The following is a 19,115-nucleotide window of genomic DNA, read 5'->3' on the forward strand; positions in this document are numbered from 1 at the left end:
ATTTATAAAGCTACTGAACGTTTTAAAAGTTAAAACCATCCCAACTAAAAATATTAGCAAAATATTTTATATTTGTAAACGTATTTAAACTATGTATGCAATTGTAGATATCGAAACCACCGGGGGGCATGCCAGCGCAAACGGCATTACCGAGATAGCGATATGCATACATGACGGTAAAAAAATAACCCGCCGTTTTCAAACGCTTGTTAACCCGCATCGTGATATTCCGGTTTACATACGCGCATTAACAGGCATTACTAACGAAATGGTGCAGGATGCGCCGCCTTTTGAGGATGTTGCGCACGAGATTTTCCACCTGTTAAAGGGACAGATATTTGTTGCCCACAACGTAAATTTCGACTATTCTTTCCTGCGCTATCACTTGGGTACCGTAGGGTACGATTTGCAATGCAATAAGCTTTGCACCGTGCGCCTTGGCCGCAAAATTATGCCGGGGTTGATGTCATACAGTCTGGGAAAGATCTGCAATCACTTAGGCATTACCAATAATAGCCGCCACCGCGCTATGGGTGATGCCGAAGCTACCGCCGAACTATTTTCCATGTATCTTAAAAACGATACGGAAAACCACATTGGCAAGGCGCTTAAGCAAAATTCTAAAGAGCAGGTATTGCCCGCAAATCTTCCTAAGCAGGATATTGATGCCCTGCCAACCTCGCCGGGGATATATTACTTTCATGACAACAAAGGCAAGGTTGTTTATGTAGGCAAAGCAAAAAACATACGTAAGCGCGTTTGCAGCCATTTCACAGGCAATAATCCAAACTATCAACGCCAGGAGTTTTTAAAAACTATACATCACATTAGCCACCAGGTATGCGGCACCGAGTTAATTGCTTTTGTATTGGAGGCGGTAGAAATAAAGCGCCTTTGGCCTAAGTATAACAGGTCATTAAAAAAGTTTGAAAATACCTTTGGCATTTACATGTATGAGGACCAGCGCGGTTATATGCGTTTGGCGGTAGATAAGCATCGTAAGCACATGCCGGCTGTATATGCCTGCAACTCGTTACTTGACGGTCGCAACCTGCTGCTCAACCTCATAGATACATTTGGCCTGTGCCCTAAGTTGTGCTTTATCCAAAAGAATGACCAGCCATGCAGCGGCAGTAGTGTAGGCAGCTGCGCATGCGAAGGTCATCAGTCGGCTGGTGAGTACAACGAAAAGGTTAATGCTGCCTTAGATGAGCTTAAAAAGGCCTTGCCTACGTTTGCTATCCGCGATGAAGGCCGTAATAATGAAGAACACAGCTGTATCTTGATTGAGGAGGGGCGTTTTTACGGCATGGGTTACATTTCGCATTATTACAATGCCGACAACATACAGCAGCTTAAAAGCTATTTAACCCCCTACCCCGGTAACGATTACATCCGTAACATAGTAACCGGCTACGCCGACCGTTTCCCACAGCGGAAAGTTGTGTTTGCGTAGTACCTTTTAATATTGTTATCATTAAAGGGCAACGTCTTATCGAGGCTTTTTTAAAACAAATAAATTTCCCAAAAGTTAATATACTATCAAAACTAATAAAACTGAAAATGGATAGTATTAATCAACAACAACCCGAAGATAATTTTAAGAACCTTGAAGGTAACGAAGCCTGGAAAAAATTGAAGGAATTAGCCGAGGAAGCATCAAGCTGCTTTTTTTGCAGCAACATCAAAACAGGTTTGCCCTTCTCTACCCGCCCAATGTCGCCGCAAAAAATTGACGATAACGGCGACCTGTGGTTCTTAAGTGCAAATGATAGCCATAAAAACGAAGAGTTACAAGCCGACCCGATGGTTCAGTTATTGTTCCAGGGTTCAAAATATTCTGATTTTTTAACCATCTATGGTATCGCAGAAATAAGCGAGGATAAAGACAAAATTGATGAGCTATGGGATCCGACGCTTAAAACCTGGTTTACCGAAGGTAAAAGCGACCCACGTATCTCAATCATTAAAGTGTCGCCAACACAAGGCTACTACTGGGATAACAAACACGGCAATGCTATAGCCTTTGTTAAACAACTGGTAGGTGCCGCTTTGGGTAAAACTTTAGACGATTCTATTGAAGGTAAACTGGAGGTATAAGCCTTAATTTACCTATAAACAAAAAAAGCTTGTGTAATTGCTATTACACAAGCTTTTTGCTTTTGACAAACCTTAGATGGTAATAACCTCTATATGATACCGGCCTTCTCCAGTTCGGCCTGCATTTGTTGCTGTAACTTAAGTGCTTCGGCACGGGCAGCCTCGGCAAAATCTTCCCCGTTTGAGGCATAAATTATACCCCGGGACGAGTTGACCAATAAGCCGCAATCTTTGGTCATGCCGTATTTGCAAACATCTTCAAGGCTGCCACCCTGTGCGCCCACGCCAGGCACCAGTAAAAAATTATTAGGAGCGTATTTACGGATATTGGTAAATTCGGTGCTTTTTGTAGCCCCTACAACAAACATCAATCGTTCGGCATCTGCCCAAGTGTTTGCAGTTTGTATCACGCGTTCATAAAGTGTATGTTCGCCAATCTGTAAGTATTGAAAGTCCTTGCTACCTACAGATGATGTTAACGCAAGTAATATAACCCATTTGCCATCGTATTTTAAAAACGGCGTTACACTATCATTACCCATGTATGGCGCAACGGTAATGGCATCGAAACTCATGCCCGACATATCCTCATTAAAAAACGCTTTTGCGTAATTATCAGATGTGTTGCCAATATCGCCACGCTTGGCGTCGATAATGCTCAGACAATTTTTGGGGATGTAGTTCCAGGTGGCAATAAGGCTTTGCAAACCTTTAACACCGCGGCTTTCGTAAAAAGCGGCATTAGGTTTGTAGGATACGCAAAGGTCCTGAGTGGCATCAATAATGCGTTTATTGAACTCAAAAACTGGATCAGGATACTGCTTTAAAAAAGCGGGGATTTTATCGATATCAGTATCAAGGCCGATACATAGAAAAGATTTTTTGGATTTGATCTGCCCAATAAGTTCGCTGCGTGATATCATTGATAAGAATTATTTTGAAGTTCAAAAAAACTAAAAATATGCTAATAGTAACAATTATTTAATAAATTTGCATTTTATAATATTTTCCATCATATTGCAGCGTTTTCCCTTGCATTATCTTGCACAACGAAACAATTTTGATCATCACGGTACAATTTAAGCTTAAAAAACTTGCCTGCACTATATAATATTGTTTGGTGCAAACCACATATTTCTTTTTATTCACAACAATCCCCCCATTGAATTACATTTCAAAACATGTCTGATACAATCGAATTGAACGACAAACTCGTTTCAGAGTTACGCGATATTGCGAAAAGTTTAGGTATTGACAAGGCTGATGAACTTAGAAAAGCACAGCTTATAACGGCAATAGTTAACCAACAAAATCTTATAAAGGCTGCCCGCAATCAACAAGAGGCTGACGAAAGCAACTACGCCGAAAAAAGCGCCGAGCCGGTTGCTGAGGCCGAGCCGGTTGCTGAGGCCGAGCCTGTTGCTGAAGCAGGCGACAAAGCCCGCAAAAGAACCCGCACTATAAAATCTAAAACACCGGCTACCAGAACTGAAGTGCCGTTAAACGATACCAACCTGTTTGATCAGCAAGACGAGCAACAGCCCGAAGCTGAAACGAACAATGAAGTGGCTGCTCCGGCTCCTGCCTTTGAGGCAGAACCAGCACCAAGAAAAGAGGTAGCCGCACCATCCGAAACCCGCCCGTCAAAATTTGAGCGTCGCCCTAATCAGCAGCCGCCACAGGCGAAAACACAGGAGCCCGCCATTAATATGGATTTTGATAACGTAATTGTTAACGAGGGTGTGTTGGAAATTATGCCCGATGGTTATGGTTTTCTTCGCTCGTCAGATTATAACTATCTAACATCTCCGGATGATATCTATGTATCGCAGTCGCAGATAAAATTATTTGGGTTAAAAACCGGAGACACTGTTCGTGGCAGCATCCGCCCGCCAAAAGAAGGCGAAAAATATTTTCCGCTGGTACGTGTAGAAGCTATAAACGGCCGCATACCTGCTGAAGTGCGCGACCGTGTACCATTTGACCACCTTACCCCCCTTTTCCCATCGGAGAAATTAAATTTATTTACAGATCCGGGTAACTATTCAACCCGTATCATGGATTTATTTTCGCCCATTGGTAAAGGGCAGCGTGGCCTTATTGTAGCACAGCCAAAAACTGGTAAAACCATGTTGTTAAAGGATGTGGCTAATGCCATAGCCAAAAACCACCCGGAGGTGTACCTTATCATATTATTGATTGATGAACGCCCGGAGGAGGTTACCGATATGGCCCGTAGCGTACGTGCTGAGGTAGTTTCATCAACATTTGATGAACCAGCCGAGCGCCACGTTAAAATCGCCAACATTGTTTTGGAGAAAGCAAAACGTATGGTTGAGTGCGGCCATGATGTGGTTATACTGTTAGATTCGATCACTCGTTTGGCTCGCGCCTATAATACAGTTGCACCAGCATCTGGTAAAATTTTATCAGGTGGTGTTGATGCCAATGCTTTACACAAGCCAAAACGTTTCTTCGGAGCAGCCCGTAACATCGAAGATGGCGGCTCATTAACCATTATTGCAACTGCATTAACAGAAACTGGCTCGAAAATGGATGAAGTTATCTTTGAAGAGTTCAAAGGTACCGGTAACATGGAGCTGCAGTTGGATCGTAAGCTTTCAAACAAGCGTATATTCCCTGCTATTGATATTACCGCATCAAGCACACGTCGCGATGACTTACTGCTTGACCGCGAAACCCTGCAACGTATATGGATATTGCGCAATCACCTGGCCGACATGAACTCGCAAGAGAGCATGGAATTTTTACAGGGCCAGATAAGGGGTACAAAAACCAACGAGGAGTTTTTGATATCGATGAACTCATAATAACTTTCGATGTATGGAGTTATATTTTATGATAACATAACGTATAACTTCATATATTTTGACAAAATTATGATACCTTCATACCGTGATGAGAGGACAAATTAGACATTTACCAAACGCTATTACCTGCGCTAACCTGTTTAGCGGGTGTATTGGCATTGTGTTTACATTTCAAGACAATCTTGTATTTGCCTCTTACGCAATATTTTTAGCAGCAATCTTTGATTTTTTTGACGGTTTTGCGTCGCGTGTACTTAAGGCACACTCATGCATCGGAAAAGATCTTGATTCGCTGGCAGATATGGTGAGCTTTGGCGTGTTACCATCGGCAATTATGTACGAGTTGCTGTTGCAGGGGCCTCAAATTAATCACGTTAGCGAGTATCTTAATTATATTGCCTTTTTAATACCAGTATTTTCGGCATTGAGGCTGGCCAAATTTAATACTGATACACGCCAGGCCGAAAGCTTTATAGGCTTACCAACCCCGGCAAATGCTATCCTAATCGCATCAATACCGCTTATATTGGTTCAGTATGATGAAATTGCAAAGTATGTACTTAACCCGTACGGTTTATCGATTTTTATCATCGTGATGTGTACCTTGCTTGTTGCAGAAATTCCTTTAATGTCGCTTAAGTTCAAGAACAAGGATTTCAATAAAAACTTTTATCGTTATTTATTACTGCTGTTTTCGGCAATACTCATTCTATTTTTTAAATTTGCGGCAGTTCCGGTAGTTATAGTGATGTACATTACGCTATCGATAATACAATTAAAATTTGCCAATGATAACTTTATGAGCAGTTCGCACAAAAACGGCTAACTGCAAGGTTACAACAGCGCGTTTAAAACACAAATTGATGAAAAAATTCCTGGCCGAAATTGACGTAATGCCAAAAAAAGAAATTCTTGACCCACAAGGTAAAGCCGTAACCGGCAGCATGAAAAACCTGGGTTTATCTGAAATACAAAATGTGCGTATTGGCAAACACATCTCTTTGGAGATTGAGGCTGAAAGTACAGAGGCTGCAAATGCCAAAGTTGACCAGGCTTGCAAAAGCTTGCTTGCCAACTTGATTATGGAAAGCTACACCTTTAAACTGGAAGAGCTAAACTAAAAGCAAAAGACTAAAGTTTATAAGCTGAAAATAAGTTAAAAGAGAAAGGCAACCATTTGGTTGCCTTTCTCTTTTTTTATCATTCCTATATCTATTTTATAGCTTTAAGCTTAAAGCTATAAGCCCGCTTCTTTCTCGGCTTTGATCTTTTGCAGCTCAACTAAATTGGTCGATAATGTGCTGTTAACTTCGCTAAATTTTTCTTTGATGGCAGATACATCAGTAGCACCGGTTTTACACATAATCTCTACTTCCTGGATGTTTGCCTGGCTTATAGGCATACCAAAAAAACCAAGATTTGGTTTAAGTTTATGCGAAGAAGCTGCTGCTGTTGCCCAGTCGCCGGCGTTAATGGCATTATCAATAGCTGAAAGCAGCTGTGGCGTTTGATCTAAAAACATGGTAATAGAATCGACGATAAATTCGTCACTACCATCTGCAATTTCATACAAAAATGATAGGTCAAGGTCTTGCGTCATATCTGACATGGTGTGCGTTTAAAGTTCAAATGTATAATTTTTTCACAATCAAGTTATCTTCCAACTCGCTTTTGAGTTGCAAAATACTTTTATTTAATAAAGGATGAAACAGATTGGGAGCCAACTCTCCTAATGGCTCTAAAGTAAATCGCCGGTTATGCAACTGCGGATGTGGAATTACCAAATCTGGCTGATTAATTATTTCAGTCCCGTAAAATAATATGTCAATATCTATAACCCTCGAGCCCCACTTCACAAAACGTTTGCGCCCTATTGCCAATTCCATAGCCAATATTTTTTCAAGCACGTCTCGGGCGGGCAACGCTGTCTCTAACTCAATAACCTGGTTAAGATAGTCGGGTTCATCGGTTTTACCCCATGATTGCGTTTCGTAAATGGATGATAGCCGGGTAACCGGGGCTATATCCTGCCCTACGTGCTTAACCGCTTGCTTCAAATAATCGAGCCTGTTGCCCAGGTTGCTGCCCAACAATACAAAAACATTAACCATGTTGTAACAAATATTAATACCCAGGCTCTTAACGTTATCCCGTGCGTAATTACTAAGTTTGCATATATAAACGATTTATAACACTTAATGAAACAATTCTTCAAATTTGTGCTGGCCAGCATGGTGGGCGTTGTACTTGCCACCGTGGTTATAGCCGCTATAACTGTTGCCATGATTGCCGGCGTTATTGCTGCGGCAGCCGGTGGCGATAAGGCAGTTACGGTAGATGCAAACTCCATTTTACATGTAAAGTTCGACTATCCGATAAACGAGCGTACGCCAAACAATCCATTAGCCAACTTTAATTTTTTAGGCCTTGAGGGTGAAAAATCTGTTGGATTGAATGATATATTGGCCTCTATTAGGAAGGCAAAATCAGATAAAAACATTAAGGGTATATTCCTGGATGAAGGCTACATGATGAGCGGCCAGGCAACCACCGAAGAGGTTCGTAACGCTTTGATCGACTTTAAAAAATCGGGCAAGTTTATTGTTGCATATTCTGAGGTTTACACACAAGGCTTTTATTACCTGGCATCTGTTGCCGATAAAATATACATCAACCCTAAAGGTATATTCGAATTTAATGGCTTTAGCTCCGAGATCACTTTTTTTAAAGGGGCTTTAGACAAATTGGGTATCGAAGCACAGATCATAAAAGTAGGTACTTATAAAAGTGCTGTTGAACCGTACTTTTTAACAAAAATGAGTGATGCAAACCGCTTGCAGGTTACCTCATATTTAGGCTCGTTGTATGACCATTTCCTTACCGGCATCAGCAAAAACAGGGGTGTAAACAAGGATACGCTTTTTAATATTGCTAACAGTGGGCGCATACAAGAGGCCGAAGATGCGCTAAAATATAAACTGGTTGATGGTTTGAAGTACAAAGACGAGATACTGCTCGACCTTAAACAGCGCACCGGCATAGCCGCAAAAAAAGACCTGAACAGTGTTGACCTGGACGAATACGTAAAAGTAAACTTAGACGACAAGGATACCAATCTGGATAAGGCCAGCTCGGGCGATAGGATTGCCGTTGTTTATGCATCGGGCGAAATATCGGGCGGCGAAGGTGATGACAACAGCATCGGCTCAGAAAAAATATCGAAAGCCATACGCCAGGTAAGGTTGGACGATAAGGTCAAAGCCGTAGTGCTGCGTGTAAACTCGCCGGGTGGCAGCTCACTGGCATCTGATGTGATATGGCGCGAGGTAATGCTCACCAAAAAGGTAAAACCTATCATAGTATCCATGGGCGATGTGGCAGCGTCTGGTGGTTATTACATTTCCTGCGCAGCCGACTCGATATTTGCCGAGCCCAATACCATTACAGGTTCAATAGGTATTTTTGCCGTGTTGCCAAACATGCAAAAGCTGTTTAATGATAAATTAGGTGTCACGTTTGATGGCGTTAAAACCGGGAAGTTTGCCGACCTGGGCGATATCAGCCGCCCGCTAACGCCCGAAGAAAGGCTTATTTTACAAACCAGCGTAAACCGTGGTTATGATGACTTTACAAAGGCAGTGGCACAGGGTCGAGGCAAAACGCAGGCGTATATAAACAGCATTGGCCAGGGTCGCGTTTGGACCGGTAGCCAGGCGCTGAAAATAGGTTTGGTTGATCGTCTTGGCAACATCAATGACGCTGTTGCCAGTGCTGCCAAAAAAGCTAACCTGAAAGATTATAAGTTGGTTACTTATCCCGAGCAGAAAAGCATATTTAATAAATTTGGCAGCGGCCTGAGCGCCGAAGTAAAAAGCCGTTTTGTTAAAGCCGAACTCGGCGACAACTACCGCGTGTACGAGCAAATTAAAGGCCTTACCAAAATGATGCGCACCCCGCAGGCGCGCTTGCCTTATGATGTAGTTATCAGGTAACTTAGTATAAATATTTTGTAGAAAGGCTGCCTAATGGGTGGCCTTTTTTCGTGTTAATCAAACCTTCTTTGCTCAACTTAGTTGTTTAAACATAAGTTGTGCCCTCCAGCTTAGTTTAACTGAAAAACCAATTCGTACATTTACCGCCGGTTAACCGATTATGGAAAATAAGCCTATTGCCCGTTCCCTCCGTTTGTTGTCGCAATTAATGGAACTGCACAACGAAAATCCTTTTAAGATAAAATCAATTGCCAATGCGGCCTTTAAGGTAGATAAACTGCCATTTGCCCTTGCAGGTAAAAACACTGCCGAGCTGGAAAAGGTTGATGGCATAGGCAAAAGCACGGCAGGTAAAATAACTGAACTGCTTGAAACCGGTACCATGACCGATCTGCAGGATCTGCTTGCCCAAACTCCTGAAGGCATCGTGGAAATGATGGGTATCAAAGGCATCGGTCCGAAAAAGATTGCGGTGATTTGGAAGGATATGGGCATCGAAAACATTGGCGAATTGTACTATGCCTGCAATGAAAATCGCCTTGTTGAGGCCAAAGGTTTCGGACTAAAAACGCAGGAAGAAATACGCTGGCTTATCGAGTTCAGGATGGCGGGCAACGGCAAGTTTTTGTATGCCCAGGTAGAAAAAGAGGCTCACGAGTTAATGGAACTGATAAAGGGAATTTTCCCGGATGCGCTTAAACACTTTGCAGGAGAGTTTCGCCGCTTGTGCCCGGTAATCAGCGAGCTGGTAATTGTGGTAGGCAGCGTTAATCAGCAAATTGCTCATGACGCGTTGGTTAGCTCGGAGCTGCTAAAAAACGTAAGTTTAAACGGAGACCATATTAGCGGCGAATTGAATAATGGCTTGCTGGTTGACATCATTTGCGTACAAAAAGCCGATTACTATAAGCAGCTTTTCATAAGCACCGGTAACGACGAGCACGTTGATGCAATATTGAAGCGCATAACCACTGAATTGGAAATACCCTCGAGCGAGGAACTGATTTACCAAAAGGCAAATATTGAGTGGGTACAACCCGAGCTGCGTGAGGGCGATGCATATATACAGCAAGCTAATACCGGGCATTTGCCTACCCTCATTAACTATCACGATTTAAAAGGGACACTTCATAACCATAGCACGTGGAGCGATGGTGTAAATACGCTCGAAGAAATGGCCCTATTTTGCCGCGACGAACTTAAATTGCAATATTTAGGCATTAGCGACCACAGCAAAAGCGCCTTTTACGCAAAGGGCTTGAGCATTGAAAGGGTGTTGCAGCAGATGGAAGAGATAGATTATCTTAATAAAAAGATTGAAAACTTCCACATTTTTAAGGGTATCGAGTCGGATATATTGAATGACGGCTCTCTGGATTATCCTGATGAGATACTGCAACGCTTCGATTTCATAGTGGCCTCTATCCACTCCAACCTTAAGATGCCCGAAAATAAAGCAACTGCGCGTTTAATAAAAGCCATAGAAAATCCTTACACTACCATTTTGGGGCACCCCACCGGGCGCCTGCTATTGAGCAGAAAAGGTTATGAAATTGATTATAAAAAAGTAATAGATGCTTGCGCCGCTAACAATGTAATTATCGAAATCAACTCAAACCCGGTACGGTTAGATCTTGATTGGAGCTGGCACCAGTATGCTATGCAAAAAGGAGTAATGCTGTCTATTAACCCTGATGCGCACCGTAACAGCGGTTTCCATGACATGCATTTTGGCATCAACGCAGCCCGTAAAGGCGGTGTTACTAAACAAAATTGCTTAAATACGTTGTCGGTTGATGAAATATGTGCTGTTTTTGAGGCTAAAAAAGCTAAGATATAACAGCATCTGTTTTATACATTTGCAACATGCGCAATAATCTTGAACAAACCCTGCTTGATAAAATTACCGACGAACCTGCTCTGATTGCCAAAATGGCCCAATGGCGGGGTGAGGGAAAAAAGGTTGTCTTTACCAACGGTGTGTTCGATCTGCTGCACCTGGGCCATATTACCTACCTATCCAAAGCTGCCGAGTTGGGTGATAAATTAATTATCGGCCTCAATACCGATGCATCCGTGAAGCGTTTAAAAGGTGAAAGCCGACCGGTAAATGACCAAAGCAACCGTGCAGCTTTGCTTGCTGCGCTGTTTTTTGTTGATGCTGTAGTATTGTTTGGCGATGATACCCCGCAGCAATTGATCTCGAGGTTATTACCGGATGTGCTTATAAAAGGAGCCGACTATACTGTAGATAACATAGCGGGCGCCAAAGAGGTGTTGGCAAATGGCGGAGAAGTAAAGACTATAAGCTTGGTCGAGGGCTACTCATCAACCTCTATAATTAACCGCATAAAAGGCCAAACAGCCTGACGTAATGAAGATACTGGTAATTAGGTTCAGTTCTATGGGGGATATTATTTACACCACCCCTGTTGTACGTTGCCTTAAAAAGCAATTACCCGATGCCGAAATTCATTTTATTACCAAGCCTGCCTTTAAATATATTTATGATAACAACCCATATTTAGATAGGCTGCTGCTACTGAAACCCCGCCTTGCCGATACTATTGCCGAGATAAAGGCTGAGAATTACGATCACATTATAGACTTGCACAACAACCTGCGCACGGCCATCATCAAGTTTCGCACAGGAATACCGGCATCAACCTATAATAAGCAAACCGTGCGCAAATGGCTTAGCCTTAAATTAAAGCTGAAGCTTGTACCACCGGTGCATTTGGTAGACAGGTACCTTAAAACAGTAAAATTTTTAGGTGTTACTAATGATGGCCAGTCGATTGACTATTATATAAAACAGCAATATCAATTATCTGATCTATTGCCACCAAGCCACGTTAACGGCTATGTAGCTTTTGTTATTGGCGCTACACATTTTACCAAACGCATGCCCAATTATAAAATAATTGAACTTTGCAGGCAGTTAAAACAACCTGTTGTGCTATTGGGCGGGCAGGATGTACAGGCAAATGGCAGTGAAATAGCGGCTACAATTGGCGGCAATGTTTATAACGCCTGCGGCAAAACGACATTGGATGAGTCGGTTTACATAGCTTCGAAGTGCAGGGCATTGATAGGTTTTGATACAGGGCTAACTCACATTGCAGAAGCTTTTAACGTACCGATAGCTTCTGTTTGGGGTGGCACCGTTCCCGATTTGTTGGGCGTACAGCCTTATATGGTAAAGGAAGTGTTGGTTGCAGGTGTTGATTTGGAGTGCAGACCGTGCTCGAAGTTCGGCCTGGAAAAATGTCCGCTTGGGCATTTTAAATGCATGAATGATATGCCTGTTGAGCCTATTGCTTCCTTTGCTAACCAGGATTAGTGACACCGATGTTGGCGGTATTGATATAAAAACAATAACCGTATTTGAGCATTTTATAAACAGGCGGGCCTGCAAAACCGACCGTAAAACTCTAAATCATGAAACAACTAATGCTGATACGCCACGCCAATGCACTTCACCAATATGTAAAAGGTGATTTCGAGCGGCAGTTAAGTCCGAAAGGTATCAACGAGGCTATTGAAATGGCCGACAGAGTGAAAGAGGCGGGTATTAAACCGCAACTCATAGTTACCAGCGAAGCAGCCCGGGCCGAAAGCACCGCACAAATATTCGCCGAACGACTTGGCCTGCCTGCCCCCACAACTAATGGTGTAATTTACGCAGGGGATCAGAATGACTTGCTTAAAATAATTAATGAGTTACCTGCTAAAAAAGATTGCATAGCCCTGGTTGGCCACAATCCCGACATTAGTAACCTGCTCTATTTACTTACCGGCGATTTAAAAGACGTGCCTACAGCGACGGTAGTTCTAATCTCTTTTGAGTTTGACGATTGGCAGCTCATCAGCGGCGGTACAGGTACCATTAAATGGTATGGCTCCCCTGCTTAACTAATGCAATAGGCCTTGCCGGGTAAAGAACGGATATAGCCTGACAGTTCCATATCAAGCAAAGTCATGGCCAATTGGCTTACCGGCATATTGGTTTTAATAGTTAAATCATCAATCGCAATCGGCGCACTTTGCGCCTTTATTAAATCATAAATCAATCGCTCATCTGCAGATAGATCAATGGCCAGGGTCAATTGTTCTGTCGCCGACTTACCTGTATCATGTTTCTCCCAACCCATACTGTAAGCTAAATCGGCCACGCAGGTAAGCAACTGCGCCTTATTATTGCGAATCAAAAAGTTACATCCTTCAGAATATTCGTCGCCCAACCTGCCCGGAAAAGCAAATACATCACGGTTGTAAGAGTTGGCAATCTCGGCAGTTATCAACGCTCCACCCTTTATTCCGGCCTCAACAACTATAGTAGCATCGGCCATACCGGCCACAATGCGATTACGTGCCGGGAAGTTTTCACGTGCGGGCAGCGTGCCCGACGGATACTCTGTTAATAAACCACCACCGTTTTCCTGCATTTTCCGCGCCAGCTCACGATTAGCAGCCGGATACATCTTATCGTATCCATGCCCCAATACGCCCACCGTGGGTACGTTGAATTTCAGGCTGTCGCGATGGGCCGCCGTGTCTATCCCCAAAGCCAGGCCACTTACCACAAGCACGTTATATTCCTGTAACTCTTCTATCAACTGGCGGCAAATATTGCGCCCGTAGTCGGTTGCTTTACGAGTGCCAACCATGCTGATCACGCGCTGGTTATTCAAGTTAGCGCTGTTTTTGGCGTAAAGCAACAGCGGCGCATCATTACAATTTCGCAGCCGCTTCGGGTAGCGGGCATCTGTATAAAACAATACGTCAATATTATTTGCCTCAACATATGCCATTTCTTTTTCAGCACGGCGCAAGGCTTCATCAAAATCCGACTGCTCTAACCTTTTAACACCTATGCCCCTTGCCTGCTGCAACGCAGTTTTAGATAATTTGAATACCTGCTCGGCCCCGCCAAAATAATCGATCATTGAGCGGCCGAGTACCGGGCCTATATTATTTACAAAAGTTAAAGCGAGATGGTGTTGTAATGACATTTTAAGGATTAGCGGCAATAAAAGTATAAAATAACCCTAAAATATTTAGCATTAATAAAAAACTACAAAAATAGTTTGCAAACTATATAAATAGTTTATACCTTGGTCTAACTATAAAAATAGTTTGCTATGAAAATGAAGGAACTAACCAAGGCCGAAGAACAAATAATGCAGATACTGTGGCAATTAAAGGAAGGCATTGTTAAAGATATGCTGGAACTAATACCAGAGCCAAAGCCTGCTTATAATACAGTATCAACGGTAGTACGCGTACTTGAGGGAAAAGGATTTATTGATCATAAAGCCTATGGCAATTCGCATGTGTACTTCCCCATTATTAGCGAGGATGCCTATAAAAAGTTTACGGTTGATAAGCTGATGACCAATTATTTCGACAACTCTTACAAAAGCCTGGTATCATTTATTGCAGACGAGCAAAAGTTAGGTTTGAAGGAACTTGATGAACTAACCGAACTGATTAACAACCTTAAAAAGCAAAAGAAATGATCTGGCTAACCTACCTGCTCGAAGCAAATATTTACCTGGGCGTATTTTATTTGTGCTATTGCCTGCTGCTTAACCGCGACACGCATTATAATCTTAGCAGGATATACCTGCTGGCAGCTTGTATATTGGCTTTTGTGCTGCCTTTTACCCAACTCAGCATTTTAAAACCAGCGGAACCCCAGCCTACATTTGCGCCTGTTGTTACAATGGTAGCCCAGCCGGTGCAACAATTTGCACCTTTACAAGCACAGCAAAGTCAAATCTCTTTTAACTCACAAGATATTCTACTTTTTGCATATGCAGCAGGTGTAACTGTTGCATTATTCATATTTGCCATCAGGCTTTACAAACTGTTCCGCTTGTCACAAATGGGCAGCAGCGAACGCCTCGGCAGGTACCGCATCATTTATCTTGAGCATGATAATTCGGCGTTTTCCTTTTTTAATTACCTGTTTTTAAGTAAAAATATAGCTCAATCGGCCACAATACTTAATCATGAAATGGTGCACATAAAGCAGCGCCACTCGGCCGATATTATTTTCATAGAATTACTTAAGGTAGTTAATTGGTTCAACCCATTCATTTACTTAACCGAACGCAGCCTCAAAACAATACATGAATACATAGCCGACGAGCAAACCGCCGCCCATGAGCAGGATGCACTTACCTACTCTTCCTTTTTGCTTCAAAACGCATATGGGCTGCAAGGGTCATCAATTGCGCACTCTTTCTTCAATTATAACCTTTTAAAAAAGAGAATAATCATGTTAAACCAAAAACGATCAGGTAGATTAGCCAGGCTAAAATACCTTGCAGTGGTGCCCCTTTGCGGTGGTATGCTCTGCACATCAACGCTCGTGTTTAGTAAGGATTACGGCCTGATTGACCTTAGCCTAAAAACTGCCGAGAAAACCAGCCCAAACACCATCAAGTATCTCAAAATAAGGGATGAAGTCAAGGATATCACTGCCTATTCCGACAATGTTACCGTTACCGAAAATGGCGTTAAAAGAACGTACCTGGCTAAGTCGATCACTGATGCCGACATCGCCAACTTACTAAAAACACAAAACCTAAAGATTGAAGTGATTGAGGTGGACAGTAAAACCAAGCTGCAGATTCCTCGGGTAGAAATGCCGGATACAGCAATAAACACTACCAACAGGGCGGCAATGCTTGAATTTAATAAGGCCCTCAGCAAAAAGATTAATTATTCGAAAGCGGCACGAAACAACCATATTGCCGGTCGAGTAATTGCCCGCTTTGATGTTAAGGACGCCAAAATTTCAGGTGTAAGTATTGTACGCGGTATTAACGGCGACCCTGATAATGAAGTAAAAAACGCGCTGGAAAATTACAGCGGCCCAATTAAACTTAAATCCGGCTCTTATTCCATACCAGTTTTATTTGCTATAGTTGATGCTAAAGGCAATGTAATACAGTCGGCACCTTCTGCTAAAACCATTAAACGCTTACCGCCTCCACCCCCACCTGTACCGGCAACACGATCGACGTCGGCAGTTATGGGCCTTAATGAGATAGTTGTCACAGGTTACGGCACAGGTTCTGCGCTTCCTCCGCCACCTCCACCGCCAGCTGTAGAAAGGGTGAATAAACCCGCAGCTAATTACCCGCCGCCACCGCCGCCTATCGAATCAATTTATATCAATCTGATAAAATACATGGGTAAACACGTTCGATATCCGGCTGCTGCGCGGGATAATAACGTAAACGGGGATGTATTGCTGAGCCTTAGTTTAGACGGAAATCATAAGATTACGGATGTAAAAGTTGTTAAAGGAATTGGCTATGGCTGCGATGAAGAGGCTGCAAGAGCGCTGAAAAGCTACGAGGGTATCATAAATAAACCAGCAGGCACGTATCAATTAATGACGACCTTTGCCCTGGTAAGTGAGGATGAACTGTCGAAATCGTACATCCCAAAAGCAATTGACAGCAAAATTATAAATCAACGGAACTTTATTGGCCAGGCATTGATTACAAGCTCGGTTAAAACGTCTGCGACTAAGCCAACCACTAATGGTAGGATTGATGAAAAGCCGGCTGGTATTTCAAATAAGTCAAGGGCTTTAATATCAGCTGCACAGAATGAAAGGATTCCACTGATGATTGTAAATGGCAAAAAGTTTATACCGCCTGCAATAAAAGATGGTCAAACCTATCAAATTACTACAGAAGATTCGTTAAAATATTATCCACCAAACAATGCTATAGCGCTTCAAAGGTGGGGCACCGATGCACAATACGGTACTAATGAATTTTTCGGCAGATTTACTTATGTAGTTAAGGACCGGGAATTGGTTAAATAACCTTACCCTTTACATAGATAACCTGCTTGGTATCAAAAAACTCCTCCTCAAAATAATCCTTGAGGTAGAATTGCTGAACGGCTAAACCCGACTCGGCAATTTCTTGTTTAAGGTCGCCACCTTTTAAATAAAGTATTCCGTTAGCCAGTTTATTCCTTGATTCCTTATTAAATTTACCACGCACCCAGGGGTAAAAATCTTTCAATTGTGTTACCGCGCGCGATACCACAAAATCGTACTTGTCCTTAATTTCTTCGGCACGTGCATGGGTAGCTTTCAGGTTTTTAAGCCCCAAAGCAGTGCTCACCTCTGTAACCACCTTTATTTTTTTACCAATAGAATCAACCAGGTGGAACCGCGTATCAGGAAACAGTATAGCTAGGGGAACACCCGGAAAACCGCCACCGGTACCTACATCGAGCACGCTTTCGCCGGGTAAAAAAGGCATTACTTTGGCTATGCCAAGCGAATGCAATACATGGCGCTCGTATAGCAAATCAATATCTTTACGTGATATCACGTTGATTTGGTTATTCCATAAGGTATACAGCTCCTGTAAACGGCCAAATTGTAACTGCTGCTCCGGCGTAATATCCGGGAAATATTTAAGCAGGATATCAGATGTCATCCTTGTTGTATCGATTTATAATGTTGCCTAATAAGTATCTGCCCCTAAACAATTGCGCTTTCACGGTACCCAATGGTAGGTCCAACTGCTGGGCAATTTCTTCGTATGATAGCTCATCGAAGTAACGCAATGTGATCAGATTACGGTACCGTACGGGCAAACTTTCAATTAATAGCTTTAATTCGGTGGTTTGCTGTTTTTTTATCGACGTTTCCTCGGGGTTAAGGGTATCAGCCTTAATTTGCAATGGCATTTCGTCACCGTCGTCGTCAAGCATACCATGTATCGATTGTGTATTGAGGCGCTTTTTGCGGATAAAATCGATACAATTATTGGTGGCCACCCTAAAAAGCCAGGTACTAAATGCAAATTCGGGCTGGTATTTATCAAGTTTTTCGAAGGCTTTTGCAAAGGTTTCAACAGTAAGGTCCATTGCGTCTTCCTTATTGTTCACCATCTTAAGCACCATAAAATATATCGAATCTTTATAGCGCTGCATCAAGTCGGCATAGGCCTTTTGGTTGCCTTCGCGCGCCTTTAGCACCAACTGGTAATCGTTCCTGGCATTCTCCGTAAAGTGCGAATTTACTTCCATCTGCTGGTTTTTATAAATGTACCTATCAACCCAAATACATTTAAATATATATAATAAAAAATGTCTAAAAACGGAAGCGACCAAAGTAGATCGGCCCCGTTGAGCATTTTAAAGCTTTTACGATATATAATATATTGTAGAATGAGCCTGAAGATATATAAACCTAACACCCAAAGCGGCTCAAAGTTGAACGCAAGGCATAATATTAACAGTATATAAAATAACGACCCGCTCAAAGCGTCGAAGCTAAGCATACGCCTATGCTTGTTTTTATACAGTTTACCCACCCCCATGTGCCGCCTTTTTTGCCTGTACCAACTGCCAATTGTTGTTTTAGCATCGGTAAAAGTAAAGGTGTCGGGATGTACTTCAATGGCCGTATTGGTTGATGTTGCGTTTTGATTTACAAACAAATCATCATCTCCAGACATAACATGCATGTGTGCAGCAAAGCCCTTCGCCCCAAAAAAGAGTGATTTGGTATAGGCCAAGTTGCGGCCTATACCCATGTAAGGGTTACCGGTTAACGCGGTTGAAAGATAATTAATAGCCGTTTTGATAGTCTCGAAACGAATTATCGGATTCAGGAAGTTATTGGTGCGTATATATGGCGAATAGCCTAATACAATTTGTGTTGAGCCATTAAAATTGGCGGCCATGCGCGTTATCCAATTAAGCGTGGCTGGCTTGCAATCGGCATCGGTGAATAGCAAATGCTCGTTTTTAGCGGCCTTAATGCCCAGCGTTAATGCAAATTTTTTACCTGTTTTATAGCGCGCATGTTCGGTAATGGTAACTATTTTAAGATGCGGAAACTCACTTTTTATGTCCAGTAAAACCTCATCAGAATTATCGGTAGAGCAATCGTTAATTACTACAACCTCAAAATCAGGATAGTTTTGCTGCAGTATATATGGCAAATTTTCGATGAGATTACGGGCCTCGTTGCGGGCGCTGATAACAACAGAAACAGGGATATTTATGACAGGAAGGGCATCGGCAACTTTATAGCTATTTAACTTGCTATGGTTGCTGATAAGGTAATACAGCTGCACTATAAAACATACCTGGAGTAAAATAAATAATGCCTCGTAAATATAACCTTCCAAATCCCTTT

The 19,115-nt window shown here is 42.5% G+C and carries 19 protein-coding genes; 12 read left to right on the plus strand and 7 right to left on the minus strand.

The window, feature by feature from the left end; translation table 11 throughout:
- The first annotated feature begins 91 nt into the window (after nucleotides 1-91).
- Complete coding sequence (locus FPZ43_RS12550; RefSeq protein WP_146382265.1) at nucleotides 92-1,456, plus strand: exonuclease domain-containing protein; 1,365 nt, start codon at nucleotides 92-94, stop codon at nucleotides 1,454-1,456.
- 107 nt (nucleotides 1,457-1,563) lie between these two features.
- On the plus strand, nucleotides 1,564-2,100 hold the full coding sequence (locus tag FPZ43_RS12555; protein WP_146382266.1) for a pyridoxamine 5'-phosphate oxidase family protein: 537 nt from the start codon (nucleotides 1,564-1,566) through the stop codon (nucleotides 2,098-2,100).
- Between the two features lie 89 nt (nucleotides 2,101-2,189).
- On the opposite strand, the gene pyrF is transcribed toward FPZ43_RS12555, so the two are convergent.
- Nucleotides 2,190-3,020 (minus strand): orotidine-5'-phosphate decarboxylase, encoded by an 831-nt coding sequence (pyrF, locus tag FPZ43_RS12560; RefSeq protein ID WP_146382307.1) that lies wholly within the window; start codon nucleotides 3,018-3,020, stop codon nucleotides 2,190-2,192.
- A 261-nt stretch (nucleotides 3,021-3,281) separates the two neighbouring features.
- On the opposite strand from pyrF, the gene rho reads away from it, so the two are divergent.
- From rho to purS, 3 genes are all read left to right on the plus strand, one after another.
- Nucleotides 3,282-4,931: a transcription termination factor Rho gene (gene rho / locus FPZ43_RS12565; RefSeq protein WP_146382267.1), complete on the plus strand. Its 1,650-nt coding sequence runs from the start codon at nucleotides 3,282-3,284 to the stop codon at nucleotides 4,929-4,931.
- 88 nt (nucleotides 4,932-5,019) lie between these two features.
- On the plus strand, nucleotides 5,020-5,757 hold the full coding sequence (gene pssA, locus FPZ43_RS12570) for a CDP-diacylglycerol--serine O-phosphatidyltransferase (protein WP_146382268.1): 738 nt from the start codon (nucleotides 5,020-5,022) through the stop codon (nucleotides 5,755-5,757).
- Nucleotides 5,758-5,794: 37 nt separating this feature from the next.
- On the plus strand, nucleotides 5,795-6,052 hold the full coding sequence (purS, locus tag FPZ43_RS12575; RefSeq protein WP_146382269.1) for a phosphoribosylformylglycinamidine synthase subunit PurS: 258 nt from the start codon (nucleotides 5,795-5,797) through the stop codon (nucleotides 6,050-6,052).
- Between the two features lie 116 nt (nucleotides 6,053-6,168).
- Here purS and FPZ43_RS12580 read toward each other — a convergent pair whose 3' ends face one another.
- Nucleotides 6,169-6,531: an Hpt domain-containing protein gene (locus tag FPZ43_RS12580; RefSeq protein ID WP_186461832.1), complete on the minus strand. Its 363-nt coding sequence runs from the start codon at nucleotides 6,529-6,531 to the stop codon at nucleotides 6,169-6,171.
- A 25-nt stretch (nucleotides 6,532-6,556) separates the two neighbouring features.
- A complete protein-coding gene (gene folK / locus FPZ43_RS12585; RefSeq protein ID WP_146382271.1) occupies nucleotides 6,557-7,042 on the minus strand; it encodes a 2-amino-4-hydroxy-6-hydroxymethyldihydropteridine diphosphokinase in 486 nt (161 codons plus the stop codon).
- An 87-nt stretch (nucleotides 7,043-7,129) separates the two neighbouring features.
- Here folK and sppA point away from each other — a divergent pair, with 87 nt between their 5' ends.
- From sppA to FPZ43_RS12610, 5 genes are all read left to right on the plus strand, one after another.
- Nucleotides 7,130-8,923 carry a signal peptide peptidase SppA gene (sppA, locus tag FPZ43_RS12590; protein WP_146382272.1) on the plus strand — a complete coding sequence of 598 codons (1,794 nt, stop codon included), beginning with the start codon at nucleotides 7,130-7,132 and terminating at the stop codon, nucleotides 8,921-8,923.
- 160 nt (nucleotides 8,924-9,083) lie between these two features.
- Complete coding sequence (locus FPZ43_RS12595) at nucleotides 9,084-10,763, plus strand: DNA polymerase/3'-5' exonuclease PolX (RefSeq protein WP_146382273.1); 1,680 nt, start codon at nucleotides 9,084-9,086, stop codon at nucleotides 10,761-10,763.
- A 26-nt stretch (nucleotides 10,764-10,789) separates the two neighbouring features.
- A complete protein-coding gene (gene rfaE2 / locus FPZ43_RS12600; protein WP_146382274.1) occupies nucleotides 10,790-11,293 on the plus strand; it encodes a D-glycero-beta-D-manno-heptose 1-phosphate adenylyltransferase in 504 nt (167 codons plus the stop codon).
- 4 nt (nucleotides 11,294-11,297) lie between these two features.
- A complete protein-coding gene (locus tag FPZ43_RS12605) occupies nucleotides 11,298-12,266 on the plus strand; it encodes a glycosyltransferase family 9 protein (RefSeq protein WP_146382275.1) in 969 nt (322 codons plus the stop codon).
- A 98-nt stretch (nucleotides 12,267-12,364) separates the two neighbouring features.
- Complete coding sequence (locus FPZ43_RS12610; protein WP_146382276.1) at nucleotides 12,365-12,838, plus strand: SixA phosphatase family protein; 474 nt, start codon at nucleotides 12,365-12,367, stop codon at nucleotides 12,836-12,838.
- Here FPZ43_RS12610 and dprA read toward each other — a convergent pair.
- A complete protein-coding gene (dprA, locus tag FPZ43_RS12615; protein ID WP_146382277.1) occupies nucleotides 12,835-13,938 on the minus strand; it encodes a DNA-processing protein DprA in 1,104 nt (367 codons plus the stop codon). The two genes, FPZ43_RS12610 and dprA, sit on opposite strands and share 4 nt — an antisense overlap.
- Before the next feature lie 129 nt (nucleotides 13,939-14,067).
- Between dprA and FPZ43_RS12620 the strand changes: the two genes are divergently transcribed.
- Nucleotides 14,068-14,445: a BlaI/MecI/CopY family transcriptional regulator gene (locus tag FPZ43_RS12620; RefSeq protein ID WP_146382278.1), complete on the plus strand. Its 378-nt coding sequence runs from the start codon at nucleotides 14,068-14,070 to the stop codon at nucleotides 14,443-14,445.
- A complete protein-coding gene (locus tag FPZ43_RS12625) occupies nucleotides 14,442-16,775 on the plus strand; it encodes a M56 family metallopeptidase (RefSeq protein WP_146382279.1) in 2,334 nt (777 codons plus the stop codon). Before FPZ43_RS12620 ends, FPZ43_RS12625 begins: the two co-directional genes overlap by 4 nt.
- On the opposite strand, the gene rsmG is transcribed toward FPZ43_RS12625, so the two are convergent.
- The 3 genes from rsmG to FPZ43_RS12640 are packed head-to-tail and all read right to left on the minus strand — an operon-like array spanning nucleotide 16,768 to nucleotide 19,107.
- Nucleotides 16,768-17,403, minus strand: coding sequence for a 16S rRNA (guanine(527)-N(7))-methyltransferase RsmG (rsmG, locus tag FPZ43_RS12630; protein ID WP_146382280.1), 636 nt, complete (start codon nucleotides 17,401-17,403; stop codon nucleotides 16,768-16,770). The two genes, FPZ43_RS12625 and rsmG, sit on opposite strands and share 8 nt — an antisense overlap.
- Nucleotides 17,393-17,998: an RNA polymerase sigma factor gene (locus tag FPZ43_RS12635; RefSeq protein ID WP_146382281.1), complete on the minus strand. Its 606-nt coding sequence runs from the start codon at nucleotides 17,996-17,998 to the stop codon at nucleotides 17,393-17,395. Before FPZ43_RS12635 ends, rsmG begins: the two co-directional genes overlap by 11 nt.
- Nucleotides 17,989-19,107 (minus strand): glycosyltransferase, encoded by a 1,119-nt coding sequence (locus FPZ43_RS12640; RefSeq protein ID WP_146382282.1) that lies wholly within the window; start codon nucleotides 19,105-19,107, stop codon nucleotides 17,989-17,991. The genes FPZ43_RS12635 and FPZ43_RS12640 overlap by 10 nt, the downstream gene beginning before the upstream one ends.
- Between the last annotated feature and the right edge of the window lie 8 nt (nucleotides 19,108-19,115).

The organism is Mucilaginibacter pallidiroseus (assembly GCF_007846085.1).
GTDB lineage: Bacteria > Bacteroidota > Bacteroidia > Sphingobacteriales > Sphingobacteriaceae > Mucilaginibacter > Mucilaginibacter pallidiroseus.

What these genes read in the sequence shown, in the direction of transcription:
- FPZ43_RS12550 (WP_146382265.1), top strand. Translation starts at nt 92, where the DNA reads ATGTATGCAATTGTAGATATCGAAACCACCGGGGGGCATGCCAGCGCA.
- FPZ43_RS12555 (WP_146382266.1), top strand. Translation starts at nt 1,564, where the DNA reads ATGGATAGTATTAATCAACAACAACCCGAAGATAATTTTAAGAACCTT.
- rho (WP_146382267.1), top strand. Translation starts at nt 3,282, where the DNA reads ATGTCTGATACAATCGAATTGAACGACAAACTCGTTTCAGAGTTACGC.
- pssA (WP_146382268.1), top strand. Translation starts at nt 5,020, where the DNA reads ATGAGAGGACAAATTAGACATTTACCAAACGCTATTACCTGCGCTAAC.
- purS (WP_146382269.1), top strand. Translation starts at nt 5,795, where the DNA reads ATGAAAAAATTCCTGGCCGAAATTGACGTAATGCCAAAAAAAGAAATT.
- FPZ43_RS12580 (WP_186461832.1), bottom strand. Translation starts at nt 6,531, where the DNA reads ATGACGCAAGACCTTGACCTATCATTTTTGTATGAAATTGCAGATGGT.
- folK (WP_146382271.1), bottom strand. Translation starts at nt 7,042, where the DNA reads ATGGTTAATGTTTTTGTATTGTTGGGCAGCAACCTGGGCAACAGGCTC.
- sppA (WP_146382272.1), top strand. Translation starts at nt 7,130, where the DNA reads ATGAAACAATTCTTCAAATTTGTGCTGGCCAGCATGGTGGGCGTTGTA.
- FPZ43_RS12595 (WP_146382273.1), top strand. Translation starts at nt 9,084, where the DNA reads ATGGAAAATAAGCCTATTGCCCGTTCCCTCCGTTTGTTGTCGCAATTA.
- rfaE2 (WP_146382274.1), top strand. Translation starts at nt 10,790, where the DNA reads ATGCGCAATAATCTTGAACAAACCCTGCTTGATAAAATTACCGACGAA.
- FPZ43_RS12605 (WP_146382275.1), top strand. Translation starts at nt 11,298, where the DNA reads ATGAAGATACTGGTAATTAGGTTCAGTTCTATGGGGGATATTATTTAC.
- FPZ43_RS12610 (WP_146382276.1), top strand. Translation starts at nt 12,365, where the DNA reads ATGAAACAACTAATGCTGATACGCCACGCCAATGCACTTCACCAATAT.
- dprA (WP_146382277.1), bottom strand. Translation starts at nt 13,938, where the DNA reads ATGTCATTACAACACCATCTCGCTTTAACTTTTGTAAATAATATAGGC.
- FPZ43_RS12620 (WP_146382278.1), top strand. Translation starts at nt 14,068, where the DNA reads ATGAAAATGAAGGAACTAACCAAGGCCGAAGAACAAATAATGCAGATA.
- FPZ43_RS12625 (WP_146382279.1), top strand. Translation starts at nt 14,442, where the DNA reads ATGATCTGGCTAACCTACCTGCTCGAAGCAAATATTTACCTGGGCGTA.
- rsmG (WP_146382280.1), bottom strand. Translation starts at nt 17,403, where the DNA reads ATGACATCTGATATCCTGCTTAAATATTTCCCGGATATTACGCCGGAG.
- FPZ43_RS12635 (WP_146382281.1), bottom strand. Translation starts at nt 17,998, where the DNA reads ATGGAAGTAAATTCGCACTTTACGGAGAATGCCAGGAACGATTACCAG.